A 16,968-nucleotide genomic window follows, 5' to 3' on the forward strand; every position below is an offset into this window, starting at 1 on the left:
GGGGTGACAGGCAGGGCGGGTGAGGCGGCGGGGCAGGCGGTCTGTAACTGGCGGTGCAGCGCCACGATGGCCTGCACCTGGGTGGCCAGGGTGTCGGGCAGCGGGCGCTGGCCTTGCAGCACTTCACGCGTGAAGGCGGCGGTGGCGGCGGCGTCCAGGTGCGGCGGCAACTCCGGCAGGGTGGGGATGGTACCGCTTTCGGCGGTCCATTCCTGCACGGTCCGGCCGTGCAGGATGGCGCGCATGGCCGGCTGGCGCCGTGGGTCGGCCACGGGCTCGCCCTCCATGCCGCGCAGCAGCAGCGCGTGGCCCCCGGCTTCGGCATGTGTTGCGGCCATGCTGAGGGCGTATTCCGGGTGCGTGTAGCAGCCCACGACCAGGCTGGCGAAACCACCGCGCCCCAGCGGGTTGAAGTGCTTGACCAGGCTGTGGGCGGGGTTGCGCAGGCCGATGGTGGCACGCGCATCCAGCAGGTCGGCCAGGCCGGGCAGCAGCTGGCGTGGGTCCATCAGCAGCAGCTCGCCGGGATCTGGCGCGTGCAGGCGGCTTTTGGGGCTGTGGCCCAGGTGCGCGAGCACCTGCGTGGCGGTGGTGCGGCTGGTTTCGGTGGTGGCGCCGTGCAGCAGTACGGGCAGGCCTTCGCGCACCAGCAGCAGCGCCAGCAGCGGGGTCAGCACGGGCAGGCGGCGCGCGCCGTTGTAGCTGGGCAGCACCACGACCGGGCTGGCAGGGGCCTCGGTCAGCGGCAGGCGGGCGTGCACGGCGTCCATGAATCCGGCCATTTCGGCAGCGGTTTCCCCCTTGATGCGCATGGCCAGGCAGAAGGCCCCCACCTGCAACGGGTGGGCCTGGCCGTCGAGCAGCCAGCCCATCAGCTCGGCGGCCTGCGGCCGCGACAGCGGGCGTGCGCCGTCTTTGCCGCGACCGATTTCCTTGAGGTATTGCTGGATGCTCATGGGGTATCTATAAAAGTATTCTCCGTATTTTGAATGGTTTTTTATATCTGTTTCTTATATGAGCATGGCGTTTGCGTCTGATTGCCCGCTGTCGCCCGGCGCCGTGCTGTCAGGCTTTGCCGCATCGTGCACGCCATGGCCGGTGGTGCCTGCGCGCTGCCGCATACTGACGCCCCAGGGGCGGCACCAGCCGCCCGCCGACAGGAGTGAGTGATGCATCCACAGCAATCTTTGGTGTCCGAATTGATGGCGCAACTGCAGGGCGCGCCCATGCAGCAGATGGCGCAGCAACTGGGCGCAGACCACCAGCAAATCCAGACCGCGGTGGGGGCAGCGCTGCCCCTGCTGCTGGGCGCCTTGGGCCGCAATGCCGCACAGCCCCAGGGTGCCGCCGACCTGATGGGGGCGCTGCAGCGTGACCACGCTGCGGCCTTGCCCCAGGGGCTGGGCGGTCTGGGCGACCTGCTGGGCACCGTGCTCGGGGGCGCGGGCGGCGCGGCCAGCCCTGCTGGGCAGGGCGCGGCCATCCTGGGCCACATTTTGGGTGGCAGCCAGCAGCAAGCGCAGGACAGCCTGGGCCAGGCCACCGGGCTGGGCGGACAGACGGCCGGGCAGTTGCTGTCCATGCTGGCGCCCATCGTCATGGCGTTCCTGGCCCAGCGTGTGCAAGCCGGCCACATGGATGCGGGCAGCCTGGGGCAAAGCCTGGAACAGGAGCGTGCCCAGGCCCAGAGCGCTGGGGGGCTGGGCGGTGGCTTGCTGGGCAGCCTGCTGGACCAGGACGGCGATGGCAAGCTGGGGGCCTCGGACCTGTTCAAGCTGGGCAGTGCCTTCCTCAACAACCGCCGCTGACCGCCAGCCGCCCATCTGCCAAGCACCTGCGGGTGCTTTTTTCTTGCCTGGGGCACAAGGCTTTTGGCCGGGCCCACGCTGCGCCGTGGTGCGCAGACCTACACTTGCGCCCTATGAGTCAGCTGATCTTGGGTATTGAATCTTCGTGCGATGAAACCGGCGTGGCCCTGGTGCGCATGCCGGCCGACGGCAGTGTGCCGACGCTGCTGGCCCACGCCTTGCACAGCCAAATCGACATGCACCGCGCCTATGGCGGGGTGGTGCCGGAGTTGGCCAGCCGCGACCACATCCGCCGCGTGCTGCCGCTGACGCAGCAGGTGCTGGGCGATGCGGGCCAGACCCTGCAGGACATCGACGTGGTCGCCTTTACCCGGGGCCCCGGCCTGGCCGGCGCCCTGCTCGTGGGGGCCGGGGTGGCCTGCGCGCTGGGGGCTGCCCTGGACAAGCCCGTGCTGGGCGTGCACCACCTGGAAGGGCACCTGCTGTCGCCCTTCCTGAGCGCCGATCCCCCGGAGTTCCCCTTCATCGCCTTGCTGGTCTCGGGGGGGCACACCCAGTTGATGCGCGTGGATGGGGTCGGCCGCTACGAGATTCTGGGCGAGACCATCGACGATGCCGCTGGCGAAGCCTTCGACAAGTCCGCCAAGGTCATGGGCCTGCCGTACCCCGGTGGCCCCATCCTGTCCAAGCTGGCGGAAAGCGGCGACCCCGAGGCCTTCAAGCTGCCGCGCCCCTTGCTGCACAGCGGCGATCTGGACTTTTCGTTTGCGGGCCTGAAGACCGCAGTGCTGACGCAGGCCAAGAAACTGGGTGACGAGCTGGAAGCGCGCAAGGCCGACCTGGCGGCCAGTGCCCAGGCCGCGATCGTGGACGTGCTGGTCAAGAAGACCCTGAACGCCCTCAAGCAGACCGGCATGCAGCGCGTGGTGGTGGCGGGGGGCGTGGGCGCCAACCAGCTGCTGCGCCAGCAACTGAACGAAGCCTGCGCCAAGCGCAAGATCCGCGTGCACTATCCGGAGCTGCACCTGTGCACCGACAACGGCGCCATGATTGCCATGGCCGCGGCCATGCGCATGCAGGCCGGCCAGCAGCAGGCCGACAAGCACTATGCGTTTGATGTGAAACCGCGCTGGCCGCTGGACGCGATTGTGGAGCCGGCCTAGGCCCGCAGGCAGCTTTACCAAAGCTTCACAGGGCTTTTGCCCGGGCCCTACACAGGCTCTGCACAATCGCGGGGTAGAAACAAGCGAACACGCGGTTTTTCTCCCCCTTTTATGCAGAACCTGCTTCCCTCCATTTCCGACCGCCACCCGGCGCGCGCCTGGGCCACGCCACTGGCGCTGGCCACGGCCTTGCTGGTGGCCGGCTGTAGCCACACCTCGCAATTTGCCGGACAGAGTCAGCCCGTGCCGGTGCCCACACAGTGGCAGCGCAGCGCGGAGGCCGCCCCTGTGGCATCGCCCGCAGACCTGAGCCGCTGGTGGCAGCGTTTTGGCGACGCACCGATGACGGCGCTGATCGAACAGGCCCTGGCCGCCAACCCGAGCGTGCTCAACGCCCAGGCCGTGCTGCGCCAGGCGCGCGCACAACGCGATGTCCAGGTTGCCGGCCTGCTGCCCAGCGTGGGCAGCAGCGCGGGGGCCACCCGCAGCCGCTCGGGCAACAACGATGCCAGCAACCGTTACTCTGTGGGTGTGGACGCCAGCTGGGAGCCCGACTGGTGGGGCCGCCAGGGCAACGCCGTCCAGGCCGGCGATGCCAACGTGCAGGCCGCCGTGGCCTCGTTGGAAGGGGTCCATGTGGCCCTGGCCGCCGAGGTGGCGCTGAACTACATCGAGCTGCGCAGCCTGCAGGAACGCCTGCAGATTGCCCGCGACAACCTGGCCATCCAGCGCGAAAACCAGCAGATCACCGAATGGCGCCTGCAGGCGGGGCTGGTGACTTCGCTGGAGGCCGAGCAGGCCCGGCAGTCCACGGCGCAGACGGCTGCACAGATTCCGGCTTTGCAAAGTTCCCTGGCCCAGTCACGCCATGCCTTGGCCATCCTGACCGGGCAGCCGCCCGGGGCCCTGGATACCCAGTTGCAAACCGTCCAGCCCCTGCCCGTGGCCCCCGAGCAGCTGGCCATGGCCTTGCCGGCCGATACCTTGCGCCAGCGCCCCGATGTGCGCGTGCAGGAGCACAAGGTGGTGGCGGCCGTGGCCAATCTCTCCGCCCAGGAGCGGGCCAACTTCCCCAGCTTGCGCCTCAGCGGTTCGCTGGGCCTGGGGGCCCTGACGGTGGGGGCCCTGACCAATGGCGCTTCGGTGGCGGCCAGCATCGCGGCCGGCCTGTCTGCGCCGCTGTTCGATGGTGGCGCCAACCGCGCCCAGATCCGCGCCCAGCAGGCAGCGGTGGAGCAGGCACGCATCGCCTACCGCTCCACGGTGCTGACGGCCTTGCAGGAGGTCGAGGATGCGCTGGCGCAGCTGCAGGGCGACAAGGAGCGACTGGTCCAGCTGCTGGTGGCGCAGGAGGCGGCCCGCAATGCCTCGCTGCTGGCCAACCAGCGCTACAGCAGCGGGCTGGTGGACTTCCAGACGGTGCTGGATACCCAGCGCACGCTGCTGTCGTCGCAAGACAGCGTGGCGAGCACGCGCGCGGCCATCAGCACCGACCATGTGCGCCTGTACAAGGCGCTGGGCGGTGGCTGGCAGCCTCTGGACACGGATGGACAGCGGGTGGGCAGCAGCACCCCCGCCACGTTGTGAGAGATGGAACGGACAAAGTGATGAACAAGAAAAACTCCGCAAGCAACTCCAAGGAGGTCCAGGAATTACTGGGTGACGGCCTGGCGCGCCGCTGGTGGCAAAGCCCCACGGTCTGGATCGGCGTGGTGGCGATCGTGGGTGCCGCCGGTGCCTATGCCTACTGGCAGCACCAGCAACAGGTGAACGCCAAGCCGGTGTATGTGGCCGAGGCGGTCAAGCGCGGCAATCTGTCGATCACGGTGTCGGCCAACGGCACCTTGCAACCGACGCGGACGGTGAACGTCGGGTCCGAGCTGTCCGGCACGGTGCGCCGGGTGCTGGTGGACGTCAACGACGAGGTCAAGCAGGGCCAGGTGCTGGTGGTGCTGGACACGGACAAGCTGAATGCCCAGCTCAACCGCTCCAAGGCCTCCGTGGCCTCGGCGCTGGCGCGCCTGCAGCAGGCCCAGGCCACCCTGAAGGAGGCGCGCTCCAATTTCGCCCGCCAGGAAGAGGTCCACCGCCTGTCCGCAGGCAAGGTGCCGTCCGCTGCGGAAATGGATGCCGGGCGTGCCTCGGTCGATCGTGCGGTGGCCGATGAAGCCGCCGCCCGCGCCTCGGTCGACGATGCGCGCGCCGCACTCCAGACCGATGAGACCAACCTGTCCAAGGCCTCGATCAAGTCGCCCATCGACGGTGTGATCCTGACCCGTTCCGTGGACCCCGGTAACGCCGTGGCCGCCTCGCTGCAGGCCGTGACCCTGTTCACCGTGGCAGAAGACCTGAAGAAGCTGCGCCTGGAAGTCTCGGTCGATGAGGCCGACATCGGCCAGGTGCAGACCGGCCAGCGCGCCAGCTTCACAGTCAGCGCCCACCCCTCGCGCACCTACCCGGCCAAGGTCACGCGCGTGGACTATGGCTCCACCAAGACCGACAACGTGGTGACCTACCTGGCGCGCCTGGATGTGCGCAACGAGGACCTGTCGCTGCGCCCCGGCATGACGGCATCGGCCTCCATCCGCGCCAACGAGCGCAGCGATGTGCTGCTGGTGCCCAACTCGGCGCTGCGCTTCACACCGGTGGGCATGCAGGCCCCGGCGGTGGAGGGCGCGACGCCCGCCGCCGAGCGATCGGGCGGCTCTGGCGCAGAGCGCAGCCCCCGCCCGCAGGGCGCCTCGGGGGGCAACAGTGGCGGCATCATGGGCCAGCTGATGCCCCAGCGTCCTCGCATGAGTCGCGGCGGCGCGGGCGGCGCGCAGGCCATGGGGCCGGGCCAGACCCGCTACGTCTGGGTGCTGGAGGGCGAGCAGCCCGTGGCCGTGCAGGTCAAGACGGGCATCAGCGATGGCCGCATGACCGAGGTGGACAGCGAGAAGCTGGCCGAAGGTGCCCAGGTCATCACCGACCAGCGCAGCGGGGCCGCGCGATGAGCGAGGCCGCACCGCAAGCTGCTGACGGCGGCGCCAGCCCACCGCTGATCCGGTTGCGCAACATCGTCAAGGTGTATGGCGAAGGCGGCCTGGCCTTCAAGGCGCTCAAGGGCGTGGACCTGGACATCGCGCAGGGCGAATTCGTCGCCATCATGGGCCCCAGCGGGTCGGGCAAGTCCACGGCCATGAACACCCTGGGCTGCCTGGACCGGCCGACGGCGGGCGAATACCTGTTCAAGGGCGTGCACGTCGAAGGCCTGGACCGTGACGAGCGCGCACGGCTGCGTCGGCGCTATTTCGGCTTTGTGTTCCAGGGCTTCCATCTGTTGCCGCGCACCACGGCCCAGGAAAACGTGGAACTGCCCCTGCTGTACCGCGGCGAATCGGCCGCGCAGCGCCACCAGGCGGCGCGCCGGGCGCTGGAGGCTGTGGGACTGAACGGCTGGGAGCACCACACGCCGGCCGAACTGTCGGGCGGGCAGCAGCAGCGCGTGGCGATTGCGCGCGCCATCGTCAGCAACCCGGTGGTGTTGCTGGCCGACGAGCCCACGGGCAACCTGGACACGCAGCGCAGCGAGGAAATCATGGAGTTGCTGTGGAAGCTCAACCATGAGCAGGGCATCACCGTGCTGATGGTGACGCACGAGCCCGAGATGGCCGCGTACGCGCGCCGCATCGTGCGCTTCAAGGACGGGCTGCTGGACACGGATGTGTCCAACGCCTCGGTCATGCTGCGTGCCGCGGCGCTGTCCGCGGGCGATGGGCTGGCGCAAGGGAGGGAAGGCTGATGTTCGGCAACACCATCTTGCTGGCGCTGCGCTCCATCCGCCGCAATCTGCTGCGCTCGTTTCTGACCATCCTGGGCATCGTGATCGGGGTCAGCGCGGTGATCACCATGGTCACCCTGGGCAACGGCGCCACCCTGGCCGTGCAGACACAGATCCAGGGCCTGGGCACCAACTTGCTGCAGATCCGGGCAGGGCAGCGCATGGGGCCGGGGACAACGGCCGCACCGGCGTTCAAGGACACGGACGCGAATGCGATTGCCCAGCAAATTGGCGGCATTGCCGCCGTGGCCCCGGAGGCGCGTTCCGGCACCACCCTGGTGGCGAACGGCCGCAACTGGTCGTCCAGCGTGATCGGCAGCACCAACGCATGGCTGCAGACCGGCAACTGGAAGCTGGAGCAGGGCCGCGTGTTCACGCCCGAAGAGCTGCGTGCCGGTGCGGCCGTGTGCATCATCGGCTCGACCCTGCACCGCGAACTGTTCCAGAACAGCCCGGACATCCTGGGCCAGCACCTGCGGGTGAAAGCCTTCTCGTGCGAGATCATCGGCCTGCTGGGTTCCAAGGGCCAGGGGGCCTTCGGCAACGACCAGGACGACATGGTGCTGATCCCGCTCAAGACCCTGCAGCGCCGGGTCACGGGCAACACCCGGGTGAACACCTTGCTGGTGTCCATGGCTGAAGACAGCGATCCCGAGCGCGTCAAGAGCAGCCTGCGCGACCTGCTGCGCGATCTGCGCAAGCTGGCACCCATGGACGAGGACAACTTCAACGTGCTGGACACCAAGCAACTGGCCGACACCATGGCCGGCACCACCAAGGTGATGACCACCCTGCTGGGCGCGGTGGCCGCGGTGAGTCTGTTGGTGGGGGGTATCGGCATCATGAACATCATGCTGGTCAGCGTGACCGAGCGCACGCGCGAGATCGGCCTGCGCCTGGCGATTGGTGCGCTGGAGCGCGAGGTGCTGCTGCAGTTCCTGATCGAGGCCGTGGTGCTGGCGGCGCTGGGGGGCTTGATCGGCATCGCGATTGCGGCCGTGGCCTCGGTGACGCTGGCGCAGCTGATGCAGGTGCCGTTTGTCTTCAACCCCACGGTGAACCTGCTGTCGTTTGTGTTTTCGGCGGCGATTGGCGTGGTCTTTGGCTACTTCCCGGCGCGCCGCGCTGCGCAGCTGGACCCGATCGAGGCCTTGCGCCACGAGTGAGTGCCGGGGATTCCCATAAAAAAGCCGGAGGCTGCAAGGCACTCCGGCTTTTTTGATGGGTGGGGGCGCCAGTGCCGGCGCGGCATGCCCTGGGTCAGAGAGAGCCGCGCAAGCAGCCTAGTAGCCCCGGGCTCAGGCCGCCTCGGTCGCGCCCAGGCGCTTGCGCATGGCAAAGCCGTAGAGCAGCCCCAGCAGGGCGGCAGCGCCCGATGCGCCGAGGATGCCCATCTTGGCTGCGGCCAGCAGTTCCGGCTGGCTGAAGGCCAGGCCGCCGACAAAAATGGCCATGGTGAAGCCAATGCCTGCCAGCATGCCGACCAGCAGCACGCCGGGCCAGGTCACGCCCTGGGGCATGGTGCACAGGCGCAGCCGGACGGCCACAAAGGTGGCCAGCAGCACGCCCACTGGCTTGCCTAGCACCAGGGCCACCATCACGCCCAGGGCCACGGTGGCGGGTCCGCTGGCCGACAGGTCCACCCCGCCGAACTGCACGCCGGCATTGGCCAGCGCGAAGATGGGCATGACGCCGAAGGCCACCCAGGGGTGCAGCATCATGGGCAGGCGAAACACGGGCGGCAGCAGGTCGCGCTGGGCCAGGGTGGCAATCTTCAACTCGTGGCGCAGCACTGCGGCATCAAAGTCGCCGCTGCGGGCATGCAGGTGCACGCGCGCCAGGGCCGTCTGCGCCACCTCCAGGTGGTGGCGCGGCGCGGGGCGCATGGCGACCGGCGTCATCAGGCCCAGCACCACGCCGGCCAGCGTAGGGTGGGCCCCGGTCTGCAGCAGGCCCAGCCACAGCACGGCGCCGGGCAGCACGTACATCCAGGCCGACGCCACGCCCATGCGGTTGAACAGCAGCACCAGCAGCAGGCCGACCAAGGCCACGCCAAAGCCGCTGTAGTCCAGGCCACCGGAGTAGAAGAAGGCAATGATCAGCACGGCCACGATGTCGTCGATGATGGCCAGCGCCAGCAGGAAGATGCGCAGTGGCCCGGGGATGGACTTGCCCAGCAGGGCCAGCACGCCCACGGCGAAGGCAATGTCGGTGGCCGTGGGGATGGCCCAGCCGTTGAGCAGTTCCGGATCGCTGCCGGCAAAAGCCACATAGATCAGTGCGGGCACGACCACGCCGCCAATCGCAGCGATGACCGGCAGCGCGGCCTGGCTGAGGTTGGACAGGGCGCCGTTGTGGATCTCGCGACGAATCTCCATGCCCACGACCAGGAAGAAGATGGTCATCAGCACGTCGTTGACGAAGAAGTGCAGGTCGGTGTTGACCGACCAGGGGCCGATGGTCAGCGACAGCGGCGCATGCCAGGTGTCAAAGTAGGTCTGTGCCCAGGGCGAATTGGCCCACAACAAGGCTACGGCGGCGGCAATCAGCAGCACGATGCCGCTCATGGATTCGATGTGCAGCATGCGGGCAAAGCCGGCGGAGGCTTTGTCGGTCACGGCCTGCAGAGTAGGGATGCGCGCGCTGGGCGCGGGAAATTGAGGGTGCAGGGGGGCCTTGCCCTGGGGGTCATGGGGGTGCACGGACGGACTTTCGCTGAGTGCATGCAAGCGGCCCGACTTGCACATGAACATTCACCTGCCATCACCACCGCATGTGGCGGGCACCCGGGGCGCAGTGTACCCAAAGACACCTCCAGGACGGTGGTGCGGGGCCCGATTTTCCGAGGGAAATCAGGGTAAATCCTTGAAAAATAGGAGCATTTGCCGCTTGTTGCATCCAGCTTTCCAAACGTTTTGGCAAGGGATTGGCTGCTGCAACAGCGCAGGCAGCTATGTTTTTTGCTGCACGTGGGCATGAAAAAAGCCCCTGCGGCGTCAGCGGCAGGGGCTGGGCGATGTGAAGCCGGCAGCTTACTTGAGCGAGTCTTGCAAGGCCTTCAGTGGATCGTCCTCGGCGGGGGCGCTGCCCGTGCCGTTGCTTTGCTCCATGTACGGATTGTCGAAGTCGATCGGTGCCGGCATGGAGGATTCCATCTGTTCGCGGATGGCGTCCAGGTCGTAGTCCACCTTCTCATCCAGGCCGCTGGAGACGATGCCCGGGAAGGCAATGATCAGGCCGACCATCAGCAGCTGGATGCACAGGAACGGAATCGCGCCCTTGTAGATCTGCATGGTGGTCACCGGAGCGATGCGCTTCTTGGTGACCTTGTCGGTGTACTCCTTGTCGGGCGCAACCGAGCGCAGGAAGAACAGCGCAAAGCCGAACGGTGGGTGCATGAACGACGTCTGCATGTTCACCGCCAGCAGCACGCCGAACCAGATCAGGTCGATGCCCAGCTTGTCGGCCACGGGGGCCAGCAGCGGCACGACGATGAAGGACAGCTCGAAGAAGTCCAGGAAGAACGCCAGGAAGAACACCATCACGTTCACCAGGATCAGGAAGCCCAGTTGGCCGCCTGGCAGGTCCGCCAGCAGGTGTTCCACCCACAGCGGTCCGTCCACACCTTGGAAGGTCAGGCCGAAGACGGTGGCGCCGATCAGGATGAACAGCACGAAGCACGACAGCTTGGTGGTGCCGACCAGGGCCTGGCGCAGCAACTGGTAGCTCAGGCGCTTGCGGCTGACGGCCAGGATCATGGCGCCCAGGGCACCCATGGCGCCGCCTTCGGTGGGCGTGGCAATGCCCAGGAAGATGGTGCCCAGCACCAGGAAGATCAGCAGCAGCGGGGGGATCAGCACGAAGGTGACCTTTTCCGCCACGTGCGACAGCAGACCCAGGCCGGTGACACGGTTGATGGACGCGGCCACGAAGGCCAGCGCCACGCCGAAGCACATCGCGAAGACGATGGTCTCGTCCTTGGCCACTTTTTCCACCACTTCACCGGTGAACCAGGTGTGGATGGTTTCCATGTTGTGGGCGGCAAACACCGACACGCCCACGCACAGGATGGTCAGCAGCAGCAGCGAAGTCAGTCCGCTGGAGCCGTCCTTTTCCTTCAGGCTGCGCGCTTCGGGCGGCAGGGCCGGCACCATCGCGGGCTTGAAGATGGCGATGGCGAAAATCATCAGCATGTAAAAGCCCACCAGCATGAAGCCGGGGACGAAGGCGCCCTTGTACAGGTCGCCCACGCTGCGACCCAGCTGGTCGGCCAGAATGATCAGCACCAGGGATGGCGGAATGATCTGTGCCAGCGTGCCGGAGGCGGCAATCACGCCCGAGGCGATGCGGCGGTCATAGCCGTAGCGCAGCATGATGGGCAGCGAAATCAGGCCCATGGAGATCACGGACGCCGCCACCACACCGGTGGTGGCCGCCAGCATGGCACCCACCAGAATCACCGCGATGGCCACGCCACCACGGATGGGGCCGAACAGCTGGCCCACGGTGTCCAGCAGGTCCTCCGCCATGCCGCTGCGCTCGAGGATCAGCCCCATGAGCGTGAAGAACGGAATGGCGAGCAGGGTTTCGTTCTGCATGATGCCGTAGATGCGCAGCGGCAAGGCCTGCATCAGGGCTTCGGGCAGCACGCCCAGCTCAATCCCGACCACGGCAAAGAACAGGCCGCAGGCACCCAGGCTGAACGCCACCGGGAAGCCCAGCAGCAAGAAGCAGATCAGGCCGGCGAACATGATCGGGGCCATATTGTTTGCAATGAATTCCATAGCTATCTCCCTCCGCGATCAGGCGCTCTTGGCGGCGTTGCGCGCGGCTTCTTCTTCCGCCTTGCGGATGACTTCGGCCAGCTCTTCTTCGGGGGTCTTTTCCACGATCTTCACGGTCGGATCGTCGATCAGGCCCATCAGGAAGGCGATGCGCTTGATGAGCTCGGACAGGCCCTGCAGCAGCAGCAGGCCAAAGCCCAGGGGCATCATCAGGTACACGGGCCAGCGGATCAGGCCGCCAGCGTTGCTGGACATTTCGCCGGTGTTCCAGGCCTGCAGGAAGAAGGGCACGCCGTAGTACAGCACCAGGGCGCACATGGGGGTCAGGAACAGGGCGAAGCCCAGCACGTCAATCCAGACCCGCGTGCGCAGGGACAGGCGGGCGTTGATCACGTCCACCTTGACGTGTTCCTTTTCCAGCAGGGTATAGCCTGCGGCCAGCAGGAAGGACGCTGCAAAGAAGTACCACTGCACTTCCAGGAAGGCATTGGAGCTGGTGTGGAAGACCTTGCGCACCACCGCGTTGACACCGCTGATGACGGTGGCCGCAAGGATGAGCCAGATGACATATTTACCGACCCAGGCGTTGAGCCCGTCGATACCCCGTGAGAGTCGTAAGAGTGCTTGCATGGTGTCTCCAAAAAGCGCGATGTGTGCCGCAAGTGGGCTGCCGACGTGTGGCCGACGCCTCTTGCAGACGTGTAGGAATGCACAGTCGCGCGATTCTACGGAGCGCACCCCCCAGTTGCTGACGGCTTTGTGACGGGAAGGTGTAAATCCAGGATTTTTAACGCCTGGATGGGGTGAAATACAGGGTTTTTACTAGGTGTTGGCTGCGGTTGTGGCAGGTGCGCAGGTCCACCAGGGCAGGCACTGGTCCAGGGTGTAGATGTCGCCGCAGCCGGTGCTGTCGTGGCCCCCCTGGCTGTGCAGGCGGTTTTGCCAGGCGGGCGTGCGCAGCAGGGTGCACAGCGCTTGCAGGGCCGGGTGCTGCAGCAGCGTGGCATGGCAGACCAGCAGGTCGTGCTCCTGGCACAGCGGGATGAAGTCCAGGCCCTTGGCCTGCGCCGCGGAGGCAATGCCCAGTCCCACATCGGCCTGGCCCTGGGCCACGGCCTGGGCCACGGCGTTGTGGCTGGGCTCTTCATCGTCGAAGCCCAGGATGTCACTGGGCTGCAGCTGGGCCTGCGCCATCAGGTCGGCCAGCACCACGCGGGTGCCGGTGCCCAGCGGGCGGTTGACAAAGCGCACCTGTTGGCGCGCCACGTCCTGCAGGCTGTGCAGCTGGTGCGGATTGCCGGCGGCCACGATCAGCCCCTGGGCGCGCAGGCCCAGTCGGATGAAGCGGTAGTGCTGCAGGTGCAGCAGCGGTTTGTAGATGTGCGCCGCCATGGAGTGCTTGCCCGCCGCCTGCAGCACGTGAAAGCCGGCCAGGGTGGTGCGGCCCTCGTGCAGGGCCCGCAGGGCGTCCACGCTGACGCAGGGCGTCAGGTCCAGGTGCACGGCGTGCTGCGGGTGCGCGCCGGCAAACTGGCGCAGCAGGCTGTAGGCGCTGTCGTAGCTGGCGTGCAGCGACAGGATGGGGGTGTGCTCGTCGTAGCCCAGCGCGTAGGTGCGCTCCAGCTCGGCCTGGACGGCTTCGATGTGGGGTGCCAGGCGCGCCTGGGCCTGGCGTTCCGTCAGCAGCAGGCGCAGCCCGAAGGGGCTGAGCTGGGCCGAATGGCCCTTGCCCCACAGGATCACTTCCCGGCCCAGCTGCGCTTCCCACTTCTTGAGGGCCCCCCAGACATGCCGGTAAGACAGTCCCAGCACCCGGGCCGCGCCGGAGATGGAGCCCTGGTCGGCCACCGCCTGCAGCATGTCGAGCAAGGGGTGCTGGATGATGTGGCTGGAGGCGCTGTCTTGCAGGCTGTAGTGAAGTTGGATGCGATGCACGGAAAACCGGAATACCTGGATCGAAAAAGCAAAGGGCGCACCTTAACGGGATTGCCGCGGCCTGCGGGCAGAGACCTCATGCCTGGGCTGCCTTTGGTGGGGGGGCGGTCCTGTCGTGGCGCAGGCCTGCCGGGGCTGGCGTCCGCCTGAAAAGACCTGTGCCATCAAGACACCAGCCCTGCCGGTGCGGCGACGTGGACGTGCTTCAGCGTGTCAAGTGCTCTTTGTGCACGTGGGACAGCACGCCTTGGCAGGCATCCTCGATCAGGTCCAGCACATGCTCGAAGCCCTGGTCGCCGCCGTAGTAGGGGTCGGGCACCACGGCACTGCGCATCTCGCGGCAGAACTCGGTCAGCCGGTGCAGCTTGTGGCGCTGTGTCGGAGGGCACAGGGCCTGGGCGCGGGCCAGGTTCTCGTGGTCCATCACCAGCACCAGGTCGTGCTGCTCAAAGTCCTCGCGCGTCAGCTGGCGCGCCCGCAGATCGCTGAGGTCATAGCCGCGCTGCAGGGCGTGCTTCTGGCTGCGGCGGTCCGGCGCTTCGCCCACGTGGTAGGCGTGCGTGCCGCACGAGTCCACGCGCAGCCAGGCGCTCCAACCCCGCGCGTGCACCATGTCGCGCAGCACGCCGTGGGCGGTGGGGCTGCGGCAAATGTTGCCCATGCAGACCATCAGAACGGCGTAGGGCAGGGGGTCAAGGTCATTGGTCATACGGGAGGCCGAAAATGCGCAGAGACTGTGCGGGAGTCAGCATGCATTTGTGTTAGATTAGCGTCCGCTTTGCGCGCTGCCGTCAACCGGCAGTCCAGTTGCAAGGCGGGTGTAGTTCAATGGTAGAACTGCATTCCCCTCTGAAAACACTTTAAAAATCAGAAAAACTACACCAAAAACTACACCAGCCTTATACTTGATCGCATCCGAGCGTGGTTGAGCTTGGTTGATTCTATCTTTCAGTATTTGGCAAATTCCCGTAGCGAGGTGGCGAATGGTGTTTGACCCGAGGGCAGCAAAGCTGCTCAGTGATGGCGAGTACATGGCAATCGAGGGGTTCCCTGGGCTGCGGTTGCTGGCCAACAAAAAGGGCAAGACCTGGACCTATCGGTACAAGGGTGCAAGCGGGCTGAAGCAGGTGAAGCTGGGCGCCTGGCCAAGTATGCCTTTGCACGAAGCAATCCGGGAGTGGGACAGCGCGCGCGCATCCAAAGAGGCAGGGGTCGACCCGGCCGAAAAGAAGAAGGCAGCCAAAAAGCCTGTTGTGCAGGAGCCCGTTGACGACGAGTACAGGGTGCGTCAACTGGTGCTGGATTTCATCCAGGGGCACATCGAGCAAGAGCGCAAGCCAGCCGGTGCTAAAGCAGCTGCACGCATCCTGCTGTCCGCCCTGGATGGTTCCCCCGAGCTTGCGGCGATGCCTGCCAATCTTGTGAAGCGTCAGCATGCGTTTGCCCTGCTGGATTCGCGCAAGCACGTTCCAACGATTGCCCAAAAGCTCCGCTCCCTTATGGGGTCGGCCTGGGACTATGCGCTCGATGCCGGCCGCCTGGATGGGGATGTGCCCAACTGGTGGCAGGCCGTGATGAAGGGACGGCTGAAGTCCAAGGGGAAGATCATCGGCGGCAAGCACGTTGGCCAGAAGCGTCGGGCGCTGACGGAGGAAGAGGTGGGGTTGCTGCTGCGCTGGCTGCCCAACATGCACAAGGTTGGGGCTGACACAGTGGTGATGTACCTGTGGACAGGCACGCGGGGGTCTGAGATTTTGGGAATGAAGCCCGAGCACCTTGCAGAGAAGGAGGGGGTCTTGTGGTGGACGGTTCCGAAGGAACTCACAAAGAATGCGCGATTCAAGGATGCAACCGACTTGCGTGTGCCGTTGCTGGGTCGCGCAAGGGAGATTGTTCTGCGTCGGCTGCAAGATACCGACAAGGGGGAGTTCTTGTTCCGCGGCGTGGGCGACAAGCCATACACGCAGCACACGTTTTCGACGTATATCTACGACCTGCAGCCCTACAGCCCGAAGTCGAAACGCGAGGGGAAAACCAGGGGTGTGCTGCCAGTCACAGACTGGACACCGCACAACCTGCGCCGGACGACCCGCACGATGCTGCCATCGCTTGGGTGCCCGAGTGAAGTGGCAGAGGCCATCCTTGGCCACGTGCCATCCGAGATTGAAGCCACGTACAACGCCTACAGCTACGATGCGGAGCGCCTGCTGTGGTTGTCGAAGCTGGCCGATAAGCTGGAAGCCCTGGCCGCTTAGAACGTGTTCAAAGTCTCGTCTGATGTGAGAAGCTTGCGAGATGAGAAAAGGTTACCCGAGCGATATCAAGCGCGAGCAGTTCGAAGCGATCCGTCCATTGCTGGAGAGTGCGCGCAGAAAGACGGCGCCCCGAAAGGTGGAGTTGTACGAGGTGTTCTGTGCGGTGCTGTATCTGCTGCGCACAGGCTACCAGTGGCGCGCACTGCCCGGCGACTTTCCCAAGTGGCGCACCGTGCACTCGTACTTTGCGATCTAGAGCGAGCCACGCGAGGGTGGCAGCCTGCTGGAGCAGGCTTTAAAAAAATCAGGTTGGCGCGGCCCGCGCGAGACGGGTGCGCAACGCCTGCAGCGCGTTCTTGATGATCGATGCGCAGAGCGTGAAGAACACGGACACGGCGGGCCTGAAGGGCTATGACGCGGGCAAGAAGGTCTCGGGCATCAAGCGTCACATTGCGGTGGACACCCAGGGGCTGCCGCACGCAGTAGCCGTGACCACGGCCGAGGTGACGGACCGCAAGGGCGCGCTGCAGGCACTCAAGCGCTGCAAGCTCTCCTTGGTCAGGGTGCAAAGCCTGTTGTGCGACAGCGGCTACACAGGCAAGCCCTTTGCGCAGGGTGTGCAGGAGATTGTGGGTGGGCACGTCACGGTACAGATTGCCAAGAGAAGCGAGTTGCACACCTTCAAGGTCATGCCCAAGCGCTGGATCGTCGAGCGCAGCTTTGCCTGGCTGGAGAAGAATCGGCGGCTGTGGAAGAACTGCGAGCGCTGGCTCAACACCAGCCTGCAGTTCGTCCACTTGGCATTCTTGGGCCTTCTGCACAGGAGACTTTGAACACGTTCTTAGAACGTGTTTACGATCTCCGCAGAAGCAGAACGACAAATGCCAAGTGAACGAACTGAATCGCACCGGGTTTTGAGGAGGCCGATTGGTTTAAGTTGACACCTCTGCCGAGGTGTCGCTGACGGCTAGTTGCCTCCAGTAGTTTGCCTCAGCTTCTGCCGGAGGGATGCCCCCAATCGGCGTGAGTAGTCGGACATGGTTGAACCAGTGCACCCACTGCAAGGTGGCCAGCTCCACGGATTCCCTGGTCTTCCAGGGGCCCCGGCGGTGAATCAGCTCGGCCTTGTACAGACCGTTGATGGTCTCGGCCAGCGCGTTGTCGTAGCTGTCACCCCGGCTGCCCACCGAGGGCTGTATG

14 protein-coding genes and 1 pseudogene are annotated in these 16,968 nt (G+C 66.0%); 8 read left to right on the top strand and 7 right to left on the bottom strand.

Going from position 1 to position 16,968, the window contains the following annotated elements:
* A partial coding sequence (ybiB, locus tag FYM52_RS17385; protein WP_154164995.1) for a DNA-binding protein YbiB occupies positions 1-956 on the bottom strand: 956 nt, incomplete at its 3' end.
* 213 nt (positions 957-1,169) lie between these two features.
* Between ybiB and FYM52_RS17390 the strand changes: the two genes are divergently transcribed.
* From FYM52_RS17390 to FYM52_RS17415, 6 genes are all read left to right on the top strand, one after another.
* Complete coding sequence (locus FYM52_RS17390; RefSeq protein ID WP_154164996.1) at positions 1,170-1,808, top strand: DUF937 domain-containing protein; 639 nt, start codon at positions 1,170-1,172, stop codon at positions 1,806-1,808.
* Between the two features lie 113 nt (positions 1,809-1,921).
* Complete coding sequence (tsaD, locus tag FYM52_RS17395) at positions 1,922-2,971, top strand: tRNA (adenosine(37)-N6)-threonylcarbamoyltransferase complex transferase subunit TsaD (RefSeq protein ID WP_043385819.1); 1,050 nt, start codon at positions 1,922-1,924, stop codon at positions 2,969-2,971.
* Between the two features lie 111 nt (positions 2,972-3,082).
* Positions 3,083-4,558 carry an efflux transporter outer membrane subunit gene (locus FYM52_RS17400; protein WP_154164997.1) on the top strand — a complete coding sequence of 492 codons (1,476 nt, stop codon included), beginning with the start codon at positions 3,083-3,085 and terminating at the stop codon, positions 4,556-4,558.
* A 20-nt stretch (positions 4,559-4,578) separates the two neighbouring features.
* A complete protein-coding gene (locus FYM52_RS17405; protein WP_154164998.1) occupies positions 4,579-5,967 on the top strand; it encodes an efflux RND transporter periplasmic adaptor subunit in 1,389 nt (462 codons plus the stop codon).
* The gene (locus FYM52_RS17410) at positions 5,964-6,755 is read left to right on the top strand and encodes an ABC transporter ATP-binding protein (RefSeq protein WP_154164999.1); all 792 of its coding nucleotides are present in this window, start codon (positions 5,964-5,966) and stop codon (positions 6,753-6,755) included. Before FYM52_RS17405 ends, FYM52_RS17410 begins: the two co-directional genes overlap by 4 nt.
* A complete protein-coding gene (locus FYM52_RS17415; RefSeq protein WP_154165000.1) occupies positions 6,755-7,960 on the top strand; it encodes an ABC transporter permease in 1,206 nt (401 codons plus the stop codon). Before FYM52_RS17410 ends, FYM52_RS17415 begins: the two co-directional genes overlap by 1 nt.
* A gap of 132 nt (positions 7,961-8,092) precedes the next feature.
* On the opposite strand, the gene nhaA is transcribed toward FYM52_RS17415, so the two are convergent.
* The 5 genes from nhaA to FYM52_RS17440 all read right to left on the bottom strand — a co-directional run bounded on the left by nhaA (position 8,093) and on the right by FYM52_RS17440 (position 14,222).
* Positions 8,093-9,547, bottom strand: coding sequence for a Na+/H+ antiporter NhaA (gene nhaA, locus FYM52_RS17420; protein ID WP_238826258.1), 1,455 nt, complete (start codon positions 9,545-9,547; stop codon positions 8,093-8,095).
* Between the two features lie 279 nt (positions 9,548-9,826).
* The gene (locus FYM52_RS17425) at positions 9,827-11,578 is read right to left on the bottom strand and encodes a TRAP transporter large permease subunit (RefSeq protein ID WP_154165002.1); all 1,752 of its coding nucleotides are present in this window, start codon (positions 11,576-11,578) and stop codon (positions 9,827-9,829) included.
* 18 nt (positions 11,579-11,596) lie between these two features.
* Complete coding sequence (locus FYM52_RS17430) at positions 11,597-12,208, bottom strand: TRAP transporter small permease subunit (protein ID WP_042412406.1); 612 nt, start codon at positions 12,206-12,208, stop codon at positions 11,597-11,599.
* Between the two features lie 192 nt (positions 12,209-12,400).
* Entirely contained in the window at positions 12,401-13,513 is a 1,113-nt protein-coding gene (locus FYM52_RS17435) for a helix-turn-helix transcriptional regulator (protein ID WP_162524770.1), read from the bottom strand.
* A gap of 205 nt (positions 13,514-13,718) precedes the next feature.
* The gene (locus FYM52_RS17440) at positions 13,719-14,222 is read right to left on the bottom strand and encodes a low molecular weight protein-tyrosine-phosphatase (protein ID WP_154165003.1); all 504 of its coding nucleotides are present in this window, start codon (positions 14,220-14,222) and stop codon (positions 13,719-13,721) included.
* Positions 14,223-14,496: 274 nt separating this feature from the next.
* Between FYM52_RS17440 and FYM52_RS17445 the strand changes: the two genes are divergently transcribed.
* A complete protein-coding gene (locus FYM52_RS17445; protein WP_154165004.1) occupies positions 14,497-15,768 on the top strand; it encodes an integrase family protein in 1,272 nt (423 codons plus the stop codon).
* A gap of 40 nt (positions 15,769-15,808) precedes the next feature.
* Positions 15,809-16,601, top strand: a pseudogene (locus FYM52_RS17450) (IS5 family transposase).
* A 99-nt stretch (positions 16,602-16,700) separates the two neighbouring features.
* On the opposite strand, the gene FYM52_RS17455 reads toward FYM52_RS17450, so the two are convergent.
* Positions 16,701-16,968: integrase core domain-containing protein (locus FYM52_RS17455; RefSeq protein WP_154165005.1), on the bottom strand; the 268-nt coding region annotated here is incomplete at its 5' end.

This window comes from Comamonas sp. CAH-2 (genome assembly GCF_009668305.1).
GTDB lineage: Bacteria > Pseudomonadota > Gammaproteobacteria > Burkholderiales > Burkholderiaceae_C > Comamonas > Comamonas aquatica.

Coding starts and splice junctions, on each gene's coding strand:
- FYM52_RS17390 (WP_154164996.1), top strand. CDS start 1,170: ATGCATCCACAGCAATCTTTGGTGTCCGAATTGATGGCGCAACTGCAG.
- tsaD (WP_043385819.1), top strand. CDS start 1,922: ATGAGTCAGCTGATCTTGGGTATTGAATCTTCGTGCGATGAAACCGGC.
- FYM52_RS17400 (WP_154164997.1), top strand. CDS start 3,083: ATGCAGAACCTGCTTCCCTCCATTTCCGACCGCCACCCGGCGCGCGCC.
- FYM52_RS17405 (WP_154164998.1), top strand. CDS start 4,579: ATGAACAAGAAAAACTCCGCAAGCAACTCCAAGGAGGTCCAGGAATTA.
- FYM52_RS17410 (WP_154164999.1), top strand. CDS start 5,964: ATGAGCGAGGCCGCACCGCAAGCTGCTGACGGCGGCGCCAGCCCACCG.
- FYM52_RS17415 (WP_154165000.1), top strand. CDS start 6,755: ATGTTCGGCAACACCATCTTGCTGGCGCTGCGCTCCATCCGCCGCAAT.
- nhaA (WP_238826258.1), bottom strand. CDS start 9,547: ATGTTCATGTGCAAGTCGGGCCGCTTGCATGCACTCAGCGAAAGTCCG.
- FYM52_RS17425 (WP_154165002.1), bottom strand. CDS start 11,578: ATGGAATTCATTGCAAACAATATGGCCCCGATCATGTTCGCCGGCCTG.
- FYM52_RS17430 (WP_042412406.1), bottom strand. CDS start 12,208: ATGCAAGCACTCTTACGACTCTCACGGGGTATCGACGGGCTCAACGCC.
- FYM52_RS17440 (WP_154165003.1), bottom strand. CDS start 14,222: ATGACCAATGACCTTGACCCCCTGCCCTACGCCGTTCTGATGGTCTGC.
- FYM52_RS17445 (WP_154165004.1), top strand. CDS start 14,497: ATGGTGTTTGACCCGAGGGCAGCAAAGCTGCTCAGTGATGGCGAGTAC.